General features: G+C 36.0%; 20 protein-coding genes. 10 read left to right on the forward strand and 10 right to left on the reverse strand.

The genetic code is table 11. From position 1 onward, the window contains the following. Positions 1 to 11 precede the first annotated feature (11 nt). The 3 genes from VK91_RS15460 to VK91_RS22540 all read left to right on the forward strand — a co-directional run bounded on the left by VK91_RS15460 (position 12) and on the right by VK91_RS22540 (position 2,477). Positions 12 to 1,268 (forward strand): erythromycin esterase family protein, encoded by a 1,257-nt coding sequence (locus VK91_RS15460; protein WP_048394045.1) that lies wholly within the window; start codon positions 12 to 14, stop codon positions 1,266 to 1,268. A gap of 69 nt (positions 1,269 to 1,337) precedes the next feature. Further along, the gene (locus tag VK91_RS15465) at positions 1,338 to 2,222 is read left to right on the forward strand and encodes a helix-turn-helix transcriptional regulator (protein WP_048394047.1); all 885 of its coding nucleotides are present in this window, start codon (positions 1,338 to 1,340) and stop codon (positions 2,220 to 2,222) included. A 96-nt stretch (positions 2,223 to 2,318) separates the two neighbouring features. Continuing rightward, positions 2,319 to 2,477 carry a DUF1540 domain-containing protein gene (locus VK91_RS22540; protein ID WP_004231699.1) on the forward strand — a complete coding sequence of 53 codons (159 nt, stop codon included), beginning with the start codon at positions 2,319 to 2,321 and terminating at the stop codon, positions 2,475 to 2,477. Positions 2,478 to 2,525: 48 nt separating this feature from the next. On the opposite strand, the gene VK91_RS15470 is transcribed toward VK91_RS22540, so the two are convergent. Further along, positions 2,526 to 2,768, reverse strand: a complete 243-nt coding sequence (locus tag VK91_RS15470; RefSeq protein WP_004231701.1) for a hypothetical protein — start codon at positions 2,766 to 2,768, stop codon at positions 2,526 to 2,528. A 74-nt stretch (positions 2,769 to 2,842) separates the two neighbouring features. Then, positions 2,843 to 4,180, reverse strand: a complete 1,338-nt coding sequence (locus VK91_RS15475; protein WP_048394049.1) for a PLP-dependent aminotransferase family protein — start codon at positions 4,178 to 4,180, stop codon at positions 2,843 to 2,845. 118 nt (positions 4,181 to 4,298) lie between these two features. Here VK91_RS15475 and VK91_RS15480 point away from each other — a divergent pair, with 118 nt between their 5' ends. From VK91_RS15480 to VK91_RS15490, 3 genes are all read left to right on the forward strand, one after another. After that, positions 4,299 to 5,216, forward strand: coding sequence for a DMT family transporter (locus VK91_RS15480; protein WP_048394051.1), 918 nt, complete (start codon positions 4,299 to 4,301; stop codon positions 5,214 to 5,216). Between the two features lie 85 nt (positions 5,217 to 5,301). Continuing rightward, on the forward strand, positions 5,302 to 5,859 hold the full coding sequence (locus VK91_RS15485; RefSeq protein ID WP_048394052.1) for a histidine phosphatase family protein: 558 nt from the start codon (positions 5,302 to 5,304) through the stop codon (positions 5,857 to 5,859). Positions 5,860 to 5,919: 60 nt separating this feature from the next. Then, positions 5,920 to 6,567: a uridine kinase gene (locus VK91_RS15490; protein WP_048394054.1), complete on the forward strand. Its 648-nt coding sequence runs from the start codon at positions 5,920 to 5,922 to the stop codon at positions 6,565 to 6,567. Positions 6,568 to 6,609: 42 nt separating this feature from the next. Here the strand turns inward: VK91_RS15490 and VK91_RS15495 are convergent, their stop codons facing one another. The 4 genes from VK91_RS15495 to VK91_RS23240 all read right to left on the reverse strand — a co-directional run bounded on the left by VK91_RS15495 (position 6,610) and on the right by VK91_RS23240 (position 8,642). Further along, on the reverse strand, positions 6,610 to 7,254 hold the full coding sequence (locus VK91_RS15495) for an SIMPL domain-containing protein (RefSeq protein WP_048394056.1): 645 nt from the start codon (positions 7,252 to 7,254) through the stop codon (positions 6,610 to 6,612). A 47-nt stretch (positions 7,255 to 7,301) separates the two neighbouring features. Then, positions 7,302 to 7,928, reverse strand: a complete 627-nt coding sequence (locus tag VK91_RS15500) for a DUF2238 domain-containing protein (RefSeq protein ID WP_048394057.1) — start codon at positions 7,926 to 7,928, stop codon at positions 7,302 to 7,304. Between the two features lie 105 nt (positions 7,929 to 8,033). Beyond that, on the reverse strand, positions 8,034 to 8,336 hold the full coding sequence (locus VK91_RS15505) for a YunC family protein (protein WP_004231716.1): 303 nt from the start codon (positions 8,334 to 8,336) through the stop codon (positions 8,034 to 8,036). A 183-nt stretch (positions 8,337 to 8,519) separates the two neighbouring features. Further along, the gene (locus tag VK91_RS23240) at positions 8,520 to 8,642 is read right to left on the reverse strand and encodes a hypothetical protein (RefSeq protein WP_004231718.1); all 123 of its coding nucleotides are present in this window, start codon (positions 8,640 to 8,642) and stop codon (positions 8,520 to 8,522) included. Between the two features lie 271 nt (positions 8,643 to 8,913). Here VK91_RS23240 and VK91_RS15510 point away from each other — a divergent pair, with 271 nt between their 5' ends. Next, positions 8,914 to 9,648, forward strand: a complete 735-nt coding sequence (locus VK91_RS15510) for a polysaccharide deacetylase family protein (RefSeq protein ID WP_053075725.1) — start codon at positions 8,914 to 8,916, stop codon at positions 9,646 to 9,648. A 65-nt stretch (positions 9,649 to 9,713) separates the two neighbouring features. Here VK91_RS15510 and VK91_RS15515 read toward each other — a convergent pair whose 3' ends face one another. Beyond that, a complete protein-coding gene (locus VK91_RS15515) occupies positions 9,714 to 9,974 on the reverse strand; it encodes a hypothetical protein (protein WP_004231722.1) in 261 nt (86 codons plus the stop codon). 105 nt (positions 9,975 to 10,079) lie between these two features. Between VK91_RS15515 and VK91_RS15520 the strand changes: the two genes are divergently transcribed. Together VK91_RS15520 and VK91_RS15525 are read left to right on the forward strand one after the other, a co-directional pair. Continuing rightward, entirely contained in the window at positions 10,080 to 10,874 is a 795-nt protein-coding gene (locus VK91_RS15520; RefSeq protein WP_048394058.1) for a DUF2268 domain-containing protein, read from the forward strand. Positions 10,875 to 10,892: 18 nt separating this feature from the next. Continuing rightward, the gene (locus tag VK91_RS15525) at positions 10,893 to 11,402 is read left to right on the forward strand and encodes a DNA-deoxyinosine glycosylase (RefSeq protein WP_048394061.1); all 510 of its coding nucleotides are present in this window, start codon (positions 10,893 to 10,895) and stop codon (positions 11,400 to 11,402) included. A gap of 14 nt (positions 11,403 to 11,416) precedes the next feature. Here the strand turns inward: VK91_RS15525 and VK91_RS15530 are convergent, their stop codons facing one another. From VK91_RS15530 to VK91_RS15540, 3 genes are all read right to left on the reverse strand, one after another. Then, positions 11,417 to 12,217 carry a cytochrome c oxidase assembly protein gene (locus VK91_RS15530; RefSeq protein WP_048394062.1) on the reverse strand — a complete coding sequence of 267 codons (801 nt, stop codon included), beginning with the start codon at positions 12,215 to 12,217 and terminating at the stop codon, positions 11,417 to 11,419. Positions 12,218 to 12,230: 13 nt separating this feature from the next. Continuing rightward, complete coding sequence (locus tag VK91_RS15535; RefSeq protein WP_181574671.1) at positions 12,231 to 12,704, reverse strand: DUF2243 domain-containing protein; 474 nt, start codon at positions 12,702 to 12,704, stop codon at positions 12,231 to 12,233. 80 nt (positions 12,705 to 12,784) lie between these two features. Further along, the gene (locus VK91_RS15540) at positions 12,785 to 13,675 is read right to left on the reverse strand and encodes an endo alpha-1,4 polygalactosaminidase (RefSeq protein ID WP_048394066.1); all 891 of its coding nucleotides are present in this window, start codon (positions 13,673 to 13,675) and stop codon (positions 12,785 to 12,787) included. Positions 13,676 to 13,807: 132 nt separating this feature from the next. Here VK91_RS15540 and VK91_RS22545 point away from each other — a divergent pair, with 132 nt between their 5' ends. Then, complete coding sequence (locus VK91_RS22545; protein ID WP_082148158.1) at positions 13,808 to 14,173, forward strand: hypothetical protein; 366 nt, start codon at positions 13,808 to 13,810, stop codon at positions 14,171 to 14,173. Positions 14,174 to 14,414 lie beyond the last annotated feature (241 nt).

The following is a 14,414-nucleotide window of genomic DNA, read 5'->3' on the forward strand; positions in this document are numbered from 1 at the left end:
GGAGAATGAGAATGCTGAAACGTAGCTTACGTTTTTTAACTGCATCGATGCTATTAGTAGCTTTAGTAGGATGTGGACAGAGAGAGGCAGTAAAAGATGCCGCACAATATACGAATGAAATTAAAGATATCAACATTCCTGATGATGTAAAAATTATTGGTTTTGGGGAAGCAACACATGGCAATATCGAATTTCAAACATTAAAAAAAGATGTATTTGAAGCGATGATAAAAAATGAAAATGTCCATGTTTTCGTTTTAGAAGGAGATTTTGGTGGGGCCCAGCAGATAAATCAATTTATCGAAAACGGTGTCGGAACGGCGGAGGAAGCTATAAAAGCGTTAGACTATGGCATCTACAAAACAGAACAAATGGTAGAGTTTGTGCAGTGGATGCATGACTATAATCAGACAGTTGATGTTCAAGATAAAATTTACTTTTATGGAAATGATATGCAACGCTATGATTACAGCAAAAAGGGGTTACTTGATTTTTACGCCAAGGTACATGCTGACAATGCACGAAAATTCACGACTAAGCTAGAGCATGTTTCCAACAAAACGATGAGAGATTTATCGGATAGTCAGCTACTTGAGCTTGATAAAACCATTGATACAATAATCAACGATTTACAATCAAACAAAGCGATGTATGAGCAAAAATCTTCAAAGGATGAATTCGCATTTGCTGTTCAATATGCGCAAATTATGAAGCAGCGTACGCAATTATTTTTAAATGATGGTAATTATATGAATTTAAGGGACGAATATTTAGCTGAAAATTTACAATGGATTGTTGAATATGAAGCAACACAAGGTCATGATAAAGTATTAATGTCTGCTCATAATGGTCATATTGAGAAAACTTCTGCTACGATGGCAGGCTATCAATCGATGGGGCATTATTTAAGTGAGATATATAAAGATCAATATTTTGCGATTGGCACAGACTTTGTGAAAAATACATTCCAGGCACAAAATGGGTCTGGAGCACGAAAGGAATATACGATTGAGCATCACAATGCTTTAGTGGATGCCTTTAGTGACATTGATAATAACATCTTTTATGTGGATTTTGAAGCTGCCAAACAATCGAAGGAGCTGGCGAATATTCTTTCCAAAAAGCAAAGAATGGGCAATATCGGCGATGATTTTCGTCCGTGGTATAAGCTGACACAAATGCTGTACACCATTAAAATGACACCTGAGGAAGCTTATGATGGTCTCATCGTTGTGCAAGAAGCAACACCAACAAAAATAATTGATTAAGCTAAATTTAGCAACCTCCATCAAAAAATCTGTTTCCTTCTCCATTATGATAAAGATGAGGTGAGTAACATGGAGTATAGTCAAGCGACACAAAGAACTATTGCCTATATCGAGGAGCAATTGATGGAAGAAATTTCTTTTGAATGTCTTCCTAATACTGCTGGCTATTCGAAGTACCATCTAAGCCGAATTTTTAAGCAAGAAACGGGAATTACGATTGGTGAATATATTCGTATACGTCGGCTAGCTATGGCAGCGAGTTATTTGATGTACTCTAATGTATCGATATTAACGATTGCTGTAACACTTCAGTTTCAATCACAAGAGGCTTTTACAAGAGCCTTTAAAGAAGTTTATGCTTTACCACCAGGAAAGTATCGAAAAGTAATGCAATCATTAAATATGATGGAGGAGGAACATTACATGGAAACAGTTGAACAGGTTAAAGGTTGGGTGTTGAGTGGTGCTAATCCCGAATTGTATAAATTTCATACAGATGACAAGGTATTTCATTCAGGGAAGCGTTCAGGAGTATTGTATTCCACAACTGCCTCAGCAAATCATGGTCAATTTGCTACAATGATGCAGGGTTTTCAGGCAGCTGACTATAAAGGGAAACGCTTGAAAATGTCATGCTACTTAAAGACGGCAGATGCTACAAAGTGTGGTGCATGGATGCGTATTGACAATGGTACAGGTGATACGATTCAATTTGATAATATGGATCAACGCCCTGTGACAGGTTCTACTGAATGGAATCATTATTCTATTGTCTTAGACGTACCTGAAGAAGGTAATTCCATTTATTTTGGTGTGTTACTAATTGGTTCGGGTAAAGTCTGGGCAGATGGCTTCCGTTTTGAAGAAGTTGACAACAAGGTACCCTCAACAAATATGCTTACGCAGGAACATTTATCAAATCATCCTACTAATCTAGACTTCAGTATGGAGTGAATCAGACAGCACTGACAAAAGTGCAAGATGACTTTTTTGAATAACGTATTGATTACCTCTAATTTGTTAAAGATAACAAGGAGGAGGTGTGAGACGATGGCACAAGAAATTCTTTGTGAAGTCAATAACTGCACATTTTGGGATTCTGGTAACAAATGCACAGCTGAAAAAATTTATGTTGTCAGCCAAAAGGGACAACATGCTTCCAACAGCGAGGAAACAGACTGTAAAACATTCGAACCTGAAACGCATTAATGCCAAAAGGGTAGCCATGTATATGGTTACCCTTTTTCCCTGTCTTTATTAATAAATATCTACCTTTTCTTTGTTAAATAAAAGAGCATGGGCATTTTTTACTTTTTCTTCTACATAATCCAGTGAGTATTTACCAACAGAATCTGTTAAATCCCCAATTGCCCGCGACAAGTTATCAATAATCGGAATTAATTTGTGCATTTCTGTGCGATGCTTTTCTTTGTGCATCTCATCCATAATTTCATATGCAAGACGTTGAATCTTCCTTAGTCGCAATTTCTCAGATTGCATTGAATCCTCCTTATTGAACCAATTTATGATGTCTAATTATATGAGCTACAATAAGGTTTCATGAATAATGTTCTTTAGAAATAATTGCTCGTGTTATGAAGGGCTAGCGCAATTTCCCTTATGCCAACATCAATCTTGGATTCGTCTATATTCGATACATTTAGTTTGATAATACGTTCCCGATAAAATGCATCTAAATAATTGCGTTTAATAGGATCTAACAAAATATTTTGTTGTGCCAAATGATCAATAATCTTAGAAGTATTCACCTGTCTCGGTAGAATGATATGGCTATGCATACAGATTTCCTTTGAGGATTGATAGTCTGCCAGATGAGTTGCTATAGATTGTTGAAGTTGATTTGCTCGGCTTGCATAAGCTTCACTGACTTTCTTCTGATAACGTTCAAACATACCACTTTTCAAGTAGAGCTCTAATGCAGCTTGGGAGATCATGGAGCTATCAATATCAGTGGTATTTTTATACTGTTGAAAGGTATTAATCAAAACATTTGGTAATACGGCAAGTCCGATACGTAAGCCAGGAAACATAATTTTAGAAAAGCTTTTTAAATAAATAACCCGATCCTGTGTATCCTCCGTAAATAGGGGATCTATTTTTGTATTTTGCTCAAAATCCGCTAAATAATCATCTTCAACTATATACACATTATATTTATAGGCAAGTTTTCGTATTGAATCCTTTTCTTTTTTACTATAGGAAGTTCCTAGAGGGTTGTGCAGACGTGGCATCGTATAAAAAAACTTTATGTCGTGTTTACTAAAAATGTTTTCTAATTCATCTAAATCAATGCCATCCGTTGTTCTTTTGATGCCCATTGCCGGAAGTTCATAGGTTTTTAAATAATCCATATACAAATGATAGCTAGGTTGTTCCACTAAGATCGTTGAGCGACCATTTGGAAAGGGCATTATACTTAGCAAGGATAGAGATTGTTGGACACCTGAAGTAATGAAAATATTTTCTTCCTTTGTAAACAGCTGATAGCTTGTTAATAGTTTTTTTGCTTCCGCTATTAATGACGGTAGGCCTTTTGGTGTCCCATATCTAAATAAATCTGCTTGGTATATGTCGATGGCCTTATTAATACAATGCTGAAAATCTTGATAAGGGAATGCATGCCAATTGGGCGAAGATGTAGCAAAATCTATGTAATTTTTCATTTTTGGTTGGATGGGCAGTTGATGATCAACAACATAGTAGCCACTTTTAAGCATTGAATAGATAAGATGCTGATCCTCCAGTTTTTTTAAAGATGCTAAAATCGTACTCTTACTACAGGAAAATTGCTGTGATAACTGGCGAATCGAGGGGAGTTTTGCCCCTGCTTGAAGTGAGCCTGTTTGGATCTGAGTCAGGAGCTGAGAATAAATCCATTCGTATTTAAGCATACATAACCTCCAGCACATCTGTATCGGTACAGATGTGTTTTTTTTATATCGTCAATAAGTTCTCTATTTAATACGATAACTATACCGGCCGGAATGTTTAAAGAAGGAGTACGATCCTATGTCAGAAAATAGAAATGCCTATATAGCAGCAATAATTTATGCATTTGTCATTGGGCTCTCATTTATGTTTGTGAAAGTTACGTTGACTGTAGCAAGTCCTATTGATATACTTGCACATCGTTTTACTTTTGCATTCATCGGTATTGTTATAATCATGGTAATGACAAAAAATAAGCTAATAATGAACATGCAGGACATACTAAAAATATTACCGTTAGCCATCTTGTATCCAATTGCTTTTTTTACGTTTCAAGTGCTTGGACTTGCTAAAATTTCCTCATCAGAGGCGGGAATTATTCAAGCGACAATTCCTATTTTTACATTAGCATTGGCAGGTTTATTGTTAAAGGAAAAAGCTACTCGGGGTCAACTTGTATCTGTAAGTTTGTCCGTACTTGGTGTCATCTATCTGTTAATGATGAATGGAGCAAATACTACTACAGGAAATGTCATAGGAAGTGGATTTATTTTACTATCAGCGATTGCGACATCACTTTATAATATTTTTGCTAGAGGGCTTACCAAGAAATATTCTTTACTAGCATTAACATATGTCATGACATTGTGTGGATTTGTTATTTTTAATGGAATGGCTCTTGGAAGTCATATGATGAATGGAACACTCAATGAATTTTTTAAGCCATTAACACATGCTCATTTTGTCTTCGCTATTTTATATTTAGGTATACTATCTTCACTTGGTACATCCTATTTATCTAATTATGCTTTATCTAAATTGGAAGCATCTAAAATGAGTGTCTTTAGCAATTTTGCAACACTTATTACTATTTTGGCAGGGGTCTTATTTTTACAGGAAGATTTCCATCTATATCATCTTATTGGTGGCATCATGATTATTATTGGTGTGATAGGGACGAATTATTTTGGGCGGAAAAATGTAGAACAAGTGAGATAATGAATAGGAACATTTAAATCGGAGCTATTTAGAAAACGGGGTATAATAATCGTTTATAAATGACTTTCTAAATTAGGAGGTTTTTATGGGGAAAATTTATGTCATTAGACATTGTCTAGCACAAGGACAATCACTAGATGCACCCTTAACACAGAAGGGAATAGAGCAAGCAAATAGTTTAGCTGAATTTTTCAAGAATCTAAAAATTGATCGAATTGTATCTAGCCCTTTCTTACGAGCAATCCAATCCATTGAACCATTAAGTAGCAGAGAAAGTATAACGATTGAAATTGATGAACGTCTTTCGGAGCGCCTTTTAAGTACTAGAGATTTTCCAGATTGGTACGAAAAATTACAGGCGACATTTGTTGATATGGATTTAAAATATGATGGTGGAGAATCCAGTAATGAAGCGATGCATCGAATTGTAGACCTTGTAAAAGATGCATTTGCTCAGGATGTTGATAATACATTAATTGTGAGTCATGGCAATATCATCTCTTTGCTACTGAAGTATTATGATAAGGATGTTGATTTTCACTGTTGGAAAAATTTAAGCAACCCAGATGTTTTTCTACTAAGCCCTAAGCATAATGGAGTAATGATAGAGCGAATATGGGATTCCCCGTATAATGAAGGCTAATATTAAGTGGTATGGTAGGAATTGTTTCTTGCCATACCTTTTATAGTGAAGGAGAGTAAGATGGAGACGATATTAAAAGAAATTTTAAGATGGGTTAAACAAGCTGATAAAAAAATCATAATCGGCATTTCTGGTCATGGAGCTGCTGGAAAAACGACATTTGCCAAAAAACTTATACATGCTTTAGATAAAGATGAAGTGAATTATTTAAATACTGATCCGTATATTGTGAATTCTGATATTCGCAAACAAACTATACTTGATTATACATATCAAAATGAGCATCATCGTTTTAAAATGACGGCTTGTCATCCCGCTGCTCATCATCTGCCATCATTGGAGCGAGATGTTCAGATGATAAGAGTAGGACTCGATTTAATGACAATCGATACACATTATATGAAAAGTACATTAATATCTTCGAAAAAACAGATCACGATAGTAGAAGGAATGTGTGTAGCATTTATAGATCCGCAGTTATTCGATTTAAAGATTTATTTTTATACGGATGGGGCTACAGAGCTTAAGAGAAGATCAGATCGTGATGTGCTTGAAAGAGGGACAGATATAAATTATTTAAAACAATCACATGATGAGCGACGTATTCAATATGAATTATTTATGCATCCACATTGCCAACATTTTGATATGGTTATTAAAACTCAGGATGATGAAATCCTTATTGAAAAAAATACACTTGTAAAATAAATGAGGGCCTTCTGCACTTTGACTAGCGGAAGGCTCCTAACTTTAGTATTGAAATTTTACACGAACAGTAGCATCAATAGCAATTTGTCCCTGTTCTATAGGCGTGATTCCCGAGGATACAGCCATAGAGCGATAAAGGATAGGTGTGTTAGCCTGCTCTTCCACAATCTCTACAGGGAGTGGCTGCAAAGGCAGGTGCATAGTTTCTGCTATTGTTTTCGCCTTCAATTGAGCATTCTGTAGCGCTAAACTTAATGCTTGCTGATAGTAAGCATCGGTATGGTCCATTTTGAACTGAATATTGGTTATTCGATTTGCCCCATTTTCTACAGCCGTATCAATGATTAAGCCCAAATCATTGGTATCCGAAACGTTGACGGAAATGGCGTTGACTACTTCATAGCCATTAAAAATTTGTTTGCCATCTTCGAAATTATATAGTGGTGTGATTGTATAACTAGCCGTTTGAATTTGTTCTCTTGGAATACCAAGTGCGATAAGTGATTGCATAACTTCATTCATGATTGCCGCATTTTCCTGTTGAGGACCTTGTACATGGTTGCCCTGTGTTTGGACTTCAATTTGTAATTGTACAGAGCTTGGTGTAGCCATTACCTGTCCATAGCCGATTACAATCATAGTACGTGATGGATGATGTGTTTGTTGATTGACCTGTGCATAGTACATCTAATACCACCTTTCATAGGTTATATAATCATGCTATGCAAAAATATTTAGGATTTGTTTATTCTTTTTAAAAATTTGTCATGGAGCTTTGTGAATAGAAGTAAAGCTAAAATAGCTCCCAGCAAGGCTAAAAACATGTCCCATTGTGCATCCCATTTATCTCCCTGCTTGCCTAAAAAATCCTTTGCTCCTTTACTTCCCTTCGAGATTCTTGTACTTAACCATTCAATGATTTCATAAAAAGCAGCAATTGCGAGCAGAATACTGATCGTAATACCTGTAAGCCAAGCTCCTTTTGTAAGTGGTGTTTTCCTGATTAGTATTTCCCTTATTACGATGGCTAATAAACCTTTTAAAAAATGGCCAAACCTATCATAGTGATTACGTTGTAAATGAAATTCATCTTTTATCCAATTAAAAAGAGGGACTTCCGAATAGGTATAATGCCCACCTATAAATGTCAGGATCGACAAGAGAGCGATAATAAAATAAGAAAATGTGGTAAAGCGAAATTTATGATAAATGCAAACAACGACTGTTATTGCCACAATTCCAGGACTGACTTCAGCTAGCCAATCTAAATAGGAGGACGGCTTTATAACAGACCAGATGAAAACAATTAAAACAATAATAAGTAAGGTGGCGTGTATTTTAACATGTTGCCTACTATTCATACTAACAACTCCCTTTGTCCAACAGTATGGGAAATGGGGAAATTGCTTATTCAAATAGTTAGCAAACAAAAAAGAAAAGCGTCTAGTTGACGCTTTTTTAGCCAATTAGATCATTTTTAAAAGTGCCTCTACACCAGTCATTCCTTCTGTAATACCAAGCTGTTCTGCTTCATATGTTACAGATTCTAATGGAGCTGTTAATAGCTCGTCAATTGTTTTCACGCCTACTGCACGACCAGCAATAATTTTCCGATCAACTAAGCGACTATTTAATAGGCCGACATCTAAAGCACCACACATAATGTAGCCTGTATCATTAGAAATAGTTAGTAATGTTGTTTTAGGTAATTGAACAACTACTGCAGTGAAGAAATGCCCTTTAATCATAATAGGTTCAATTGTCACCATTGAAATCACTCCTTTTCTCTATATACATATGGTGAAGGCTAGCAAGGTGTTCGACATTTTCATGAAAAAAAACTAAATATGTTGCTAGATGTATAAGGATGAAAGGAATGAGGGGGGAAGCATCGGAGGTACTTTATAACAAAAAGGAATCTACTCAAATGAATAGATTCCATTTATCCTTTCTTATCTTGTATAAGAAAGCAAAGCAGTTTCTTTAAATTTATGTAATGCATTTGTTGCCTCACGTTTAGAACTGTACTCAAACATGCGATAAGTGTTTTCTTCAAATACTGTAATAATCCACATATATGTCATCCCCTTTATTGTGTTGCATAACATTTATATATTTATAATAACTGTTATATATCAGATTTGATTTAATTTTACATCAATAAATAAAAAAATAAAGTACTATTCAAAGATTTTCACATATTGTTCAAAATTATAAAGAACGTTTAAAATTTTTTTGAAATAATTAAAAGGAGAAAACAGACAATCCTTCACAAGTATATTTCCGGGTAATTCGTAAATAGTAAGTTGACGGAGTTCTGTGATTTCGGACTTGGGAGGTGATGCTATGACACGTAATTACGTATTCATTTTTATGGTTTTCTTTTTAATCATCTCGGGATTTTTAGTGCAGGAAGGCTACGCAGATAGAGGTCGTCCTTATTATGAGGAGACAGGTGAAGTTGTTTGGGATATCAAAACAGAGGATAAAATTGTTGCACTCACCTTTGATGATGGTCCACATCCTAAATACACAGCAGCTGTGCTAGATTTATTAGCAAAATATGATGCAAAAGCCACCTTTTTTATTATTGGAAAAAATGCAGAAAAATATCCAGAGCTTGTTTTACGTTCTTATACAGAAGGCCATGAATTAGCAAATCATACGTATACACATCCATTTAAAGTTTCCATCAAAAAATTGCAAGAGGAGCTTCAAAAGACAAATGACACGATTTATAGTATTACTGGTTTTTCCCCAGTTTTATTCCGTCCCGTTGGTGGAAATTACACGGATGCTATGATTAATGCTGCTGTTAAGGACGGCTATAAGGTAGTAATGTGGTCCTGGCATCAGGATACGCAAGATTGGAAAGAGCCTGGTGTAAGGAAAATTGTGCAAAAGGTAATGAAGGGAACAAGGCCTGGAGATGTTATTTTATTTCATGATGGTGGCGGGAACCGTACACAAACAATTCAAGCACTAGAAGAAATACTACCTGCATTAAAAAAGCAAGGCTACACATTTGTTACAATATCCGAGCTGATTGAAAGCAAACAGCAACAAGAACAAGTTCAATAATGAAAAATTAGCCATCTCAAGAATGTTTGAAATGGCTTCTTTTTCATTTAAATAAAAGGTTTGAATTAGAAGAAAATAATTGGAGCTAGCGCAATACCTAAAATTGTTCCTAGAGCAATTCCATAGCCAAAACCTTCTCCTCCATACCCTCCAAATCCCCAAAACCCTAAACCATAACCACTATATCTTCTATCAGGTAGAATCCATACCTGTCTTCTATCTACCCTTGTGATTTCTCCAACATGTACTTTACCAGATGAATCCGAGATTCGAACACGTTTACCATGATATTTACAGCAAAGACTATAAGCATCAGCTGGATTCACACATATCCCTCCTTTCATTGTCATTACAAGCTAATATATGCGATTTGATGCATTTATCACTAGCCGATTGTCTATTCAAGACATATGCTGTGAAGAGGTGATAATATGGCAGTTGTGTCAACGGATAAGTGGTTAGATGAATTTGTAAGTGCTAGAAAATCAACTAGAAAGGATGAGCGAACAAGCTTACAATGCTCGATTCTTTGCGGTCGATTAGTCAAACTATTTCGAGATGGGCTTCCAGAAGAAATTCACTATACATTACAGCAACAGGGTCTTTTTTTACCTCATGAGGAAGTCGATGTTGAAAAATTAAAGAGGCAAAAATTATGGGCCAGTGTACAGCAGGAGTTCCTATACTTACAGAGGAAATGGAATGGCCCATCAATACCAATTTATATTTTCCCAATTACTCAGCAGCAAACGATAACCAATAAAAATGGTGTCGCTTATCCTCATTCGCTTTTTTTATTTGTGGGTGATTTAGAAAAGCAGGAGCTTCAAGCATTATTTGCTCATGAATATAACCATGTTTGTCGTATACACATATTAAAAAAAACTTTAGATGATATGACTTTATTGGATTCTCTCATTTTAGAAGGCTTAGCAGAAGATGCGGTGAAAGATTTATACGGAGAAAGGTGGATTGCTCCTTGGTTACAATCCTACTCAGAAAAAGAACTTTTAGCTTTATGGGAGCATCATTTTTTACCGAATTTACAACTCCAAGGAATCAAACAACATCATCCATTTCTATACGGGGGGGCCCTTCCACCTTGGATAGGCTACTGTATAGGCTACAAAATTGTGCAGTCGTATAAAATGAACCATTCATGCCAACATCCCTTGTTCATTTCAAGCCAAGATTTACTTACTGGTTCGAATTTTCCGCTACAATAGAGAAAAGGAGTGATTGTTGTGTCCAATGAATTAAAAAATATATTATTACCAATTGTAGACTCATCAACAAGGGTGCTCATTGTTGGATCCATGCCAGGAAAACAATCGTTAGAGAAACAGCAGTACTATGGCAATCCACGCAATCACTTTTGGCCTATTATGGGTGAGTTATTACAGATAGCGATTCCAAATGATTATACAGAGAGAATAGACTTATTAAAAAACAATGCAATCGGTCTTTGGGACACGATTGCAACTTGTGAACGTGAAGGAAGTTTAGATGCAGCGATACGCAATGAAAAGCCCAATGATTTTCAAACCCTTTTTGAACAATACCCTAATATTCAATTAGTGCTTTTTAATGGAGCGAAAGCATTTGAGGTTTTTAAAAAGCATATTGGCTTAGGGCTTCTAGAAGGACGAGCCTATAAAAAAATGCCATCAACAAGTCCAATACCAGGGAAAAATATTAAAACGTTCACTGAAAAGCTAGAGGACTGGCGGATTATCCAATCCTATTTAGCCTAATCAACAGGGCGAGATTAGCGTGATGAAGTAGCTGCTTTGGGGTGAATACTATTCCTTGTGCTTTTAAACCATTGATAAAAGAGAATATACACAAGAAGGATTTCAATAGCATCTCCACCGTAGTACATGATCTTAGCACCTAGTTCTGCCTCAGTGGATGGTACATGATGAGGCGGATTTGCAAAAATAAATTTTGCCAATATGGCATGAGCAGCCAATGCTACTACTAATGTAAGGGATCGAAAAACATAAGAGTATGAATGTGGAGTAGGATCAATATAAATAAAGGCAATAGTAAACAAATAACCCGCTAGAAAAATATGGAGATGAATGAATACATACAGTAGTATATGTTCATGCATCAAATTGAAAAGTGAGGTTGTATAGAGTAACCATAGGCCTCCTACATTTAGAATAGATGCAATAATTGGATGACGAATAAAACGAACATACGGATTTTTTAGTAGCCGAGAGAGAATACGTGCCTTGTTTACTGGTAAGGTTCTTAACAGCAGAGTCATGGGTGCTGCTAAAGCCATAAGTAATGGTGCCAGCATGCCAAGCAATAAATGTCCTATCATATGTGCGTCAAAATGAATATGACTAAGAGCAGCCAATGGGCCGATTAATGTAATCAGAGCACAGACATTTCCAACAATCCAACAGATAGTACGGAAATGAGGCCATCGTTTTTTATGTTGATTCGAAATAATAACAGCGAGAATATAGCCTATAAGAGCTAGAACAAATGGCAAGGCCAGTAAAAGCTGAACCATCATAGGAAAGTTTTGAGCATGAACATCGTGAGAATGCAAGATGCGCCACCTCCTATCGATCTTTTTGATTTGTTTGGAGCAGTAAGACAATACCGATAATTATTAATAGCGCCGCCAAAATGTTCCAAACGATATCATAGGGAAGTATTTCAACATTGTAACGAATTTGGTGAAGTTTCATGAATTTATGTTGTATAATTCCATCGTAAAGCTGAAATGAGCCTGCTCCAAGAAAAATACCGCCTAGCCATCTTTTTAGCCAAAACCCATGTTTTCTATGTAGATCAGCCAATAAAAAAGCAGATCCAATCGTAGCAAAAAAGCTGAATGCATGAAATAAACCATCTGAAACTAGTCCAATAGCTGCTGTAGACTTATCATAGAAATGATGCCAGTGTAATAATTGGTGAAAAATCACCTCATCTATAAATGCAACAACCCCAAGCCCAAATAAAATCCCAGTCCACATGTTACGCTGCTTATATTGAAAGCGATTTTCATGCTTATGTTTTTGTTCTTCATACATATTGGTCGTATCCAATCCTATCACCTCAAGCTGATTTTCTTTTAGTCTACCCCTGAGATGAGCTCTTAAACAAATATCCCTCAAAACAGTCGTTTGTCAGAGGGAAGTAAGGATGATTGCCAGCTATTATAGTAAGAGCCAGCAGGACTGTAAAAGAATTTGAAGTGATGCTTCTCAGCTAAAGCACGGCTTTTTGCTTCTTCTTCAAAACCAATTGTCATCACTTGTGTACCAAATTTATTGCGTATGTGGACAAGCTGTTGCATCATATCGAGTGACCATTCATCTTTTCCTACCACAGGATACGAAAAATCCTCCCACATAATAAAATCAATAAATGGTGCTGTATAATCGGCGAGTGTTTGAAATCCCCAATTTTGAGCAACAGATATATTTGGATGTCGTTTTTTGATTTGTTGGATAAAAGATAACATGGCTTCATTTTGCCACTTTTGTTCATCTTCAGGTAAATAGGAATTGATATTACCAACCGTATCTAAAAACACACCGTCTAAGCCTTTCTGAACAATTTGCTGCTCTATTTCTGCTAGCAAAATGTCTTGATAGTGCGTAGAAGTCAAATCCATTAAAAAAGAATCCCATTTGGCAAAATACATTCTTTCACCCTGTTTGTCTCGATAAAAATCTTCTTCCTTCAATTGTTGATAGAGTGCTGTATTCCATTTGTCTGCTTCCATCACATTAATATAGCCGTACACTAAAGTACCGCTTTTTTGAGCATTGACGATATACTTTTGCTGCATTTCAAGAGGTTCTACAATCACTAAATCTAACTTCGTCATGCTCTTGCCAATGGCATCGTTGCCTTTATCTAAGTAGTATGTGTAATCTTTCACATCAGCAAGCTTTGCTTGGATACTTGTGGAAGAAGAGACTGAATTTTTAGCAAGCAGCATCCACATACTACCTGAGATAAGCAGGGCTAATAAGAGTATCAATAATTTTTTCATAAGTACTCCTTTTTGAATGATTTTCCTTCCATTATATAATAATAGGAACTAGGTAACCTTTGGTAAATGGGCAATGGCTCAACGGTGAATCGCCCTTTTACATATATTGAATAATGTAAAAGGAGGGTTTGTGTGTATAATAATCCATTTAGAGAAGATAATTTTAGAAGACCTGGTGGTTGGGGAGGTTATAATGATTTTGAAACAACGTCATTTGGGCCAACTCATTTCGGCCCCCCTCCCGCAGGACAAATGCCCATAAGCACACCACCAGGTTTTTCACCACCAATTCCTGCTTGGCGAGAAGGTTCTAGTGGTATACGCTCCTGTTTATTTAGAAATACGTATATTTGGATGAATAGTGGTAGAAGTTTTTGGTTTTTCCCAACAGCTGTAGGAAGGGAAATCATTGCTGGCTTTAGATGGAGTCGAAGATATGGCTGGTATTTCCGTACCATTTCTAGAAGCCAAATTCGTTCCTATGAATGTTTTAGATAGACTTAGCTCAAGGTATGGAGTTTTATTTTTAAAAAAATGATGTTACAATGACGATAACGATGAATGAAGGGAAGATGGGTGGCTAATGAATAACTAATCTTAATTTTTGTATAGGAAATTTTATATTTCACGAACAACAAAAATAGGATTAGTCTGCCCATTTTTCATAATAATTGCTTTATATTCGCAAACCACTGCCGATAATTAGCTACTCCAAAGCTTGTTTTCACAATAGTTTGGA

It is taken from the genome of Lysinibacillus sp. LK3, from assembly GCF_001043675.1.
Classification (GTDB): Bacteria; Bacillota; Bacilli; order Bacillales_A; family Planococcaceae; genus Lysinibacillus; species Lysinibacillus capsici.

Bases quoted from the DNA above. Each gene is read 5' to 3' on its own strand.
- VK91_RS22540 (WP_004231699.1), top strand. From the start codon at position 2,319: ATGGCACAAGAAATTCTTTGTGAAGTCAATAACTGCACATTTTGGGAT.
- VK91_RS15540 (WP_048394066.1), bottom strand. From the start codon at position 13,675: ATGAAAAAATTATTGATACTCTTATTAGCCCTGCTTATCTCAGGTAGT.
- VK91_RS15460 (WP_048394045.1), top strand. From the start codon at position 12: ATGCTGAAACGTAGCTTACGTTTTTTAACTGCATCGATGCTATTAGTA.
- VK91_RS15535 (WP_181574671.1), bottom strand. From the start codon at position 12,704: ATGTATGAAGAACAAAAACATAAGCATGAAAATCGCTTTCAATATAAG.
- VK91_RS15480 (WP_048394051.1), top strand. From the start codon at position 4,299: ATGTCAGAAAATAGAAATGCCTATATAGCAGCAATAATTTATGCATTT.
- VK91_RS15510 (WP_053075725.1), top strand. From the start codon at position 8,914: ATGACACGTAATTACGTATTCATTTTTATGGTTTTCTTTTTAATCATC.
- VK91_RS15485 (WP_048394052.1), top strand. From the start codon at position 5,302: ATGGGGAAAATTTATGTCATTAGACATTGTCTAGCACAAGGACAATCA.
- VK91_RS23240 (WP_004231718.1), bottom strand. From the start codon at position 8,642: ATGTGGATTATTACAGTATTTGAAGAAAACACTTATCGCATGTTTGAG.
- VK91_RS15490 (WP_048394054.1), top strand. From the start codon at position 5,920: ATGGAGACGATATTAAAAGAAATTTTAAGATGGGTTAAACAAGCTGAT.
- VK91_RS15470 (WP_004231701.1), bottom strand. From the start codon at position 2,768: ATGCAATCTGAGAAATTGCGACTAAGGAAGATTCAACGTCTTGCATAT.
- VK91_RS15475 (WP_048394049.1), bottom strand. From the start codon at position 4,180: ATGCTTAAATACGAATGGATTTATTCTCAGCTCCTGACTCAGATCCAA.
- VK91_RS15505 (WP_004231716.1), bottom strand. From the start codon at position 8,336: ATGGTGACAATTGAACCTATTATGATTAAAGGGCATTTCTTCACTGCA.
- VK91_RS15500 (WP_048394057.1), bottom strand. From the start codon at position 7,928: ATGAATAGTAGGCAACATGTTAAAATACACGCCACCTTACTTATTATT.
- VK91_RS15520 (WP_048394058.1), top strand. From the start codon at position 10,080: ATGGCAGTTGTGTCAACGGATAAGTGGTTAGATGAATTTGTAAGTGCT.
- VK91_RS15465 (WP_048394047.1), top strand. From the start codon at position 1,338: ATGGAGTATAGTCAAGCGACACAAAGAACTATTGCCTATATCGAGGAG.
- VK91_RS15495 (WP_048394056.1), bottom strand. From the start codon at position 7,254: ATGTACTATGCACAGGTCAATCAACAAACACATCATCCATCACGTACT.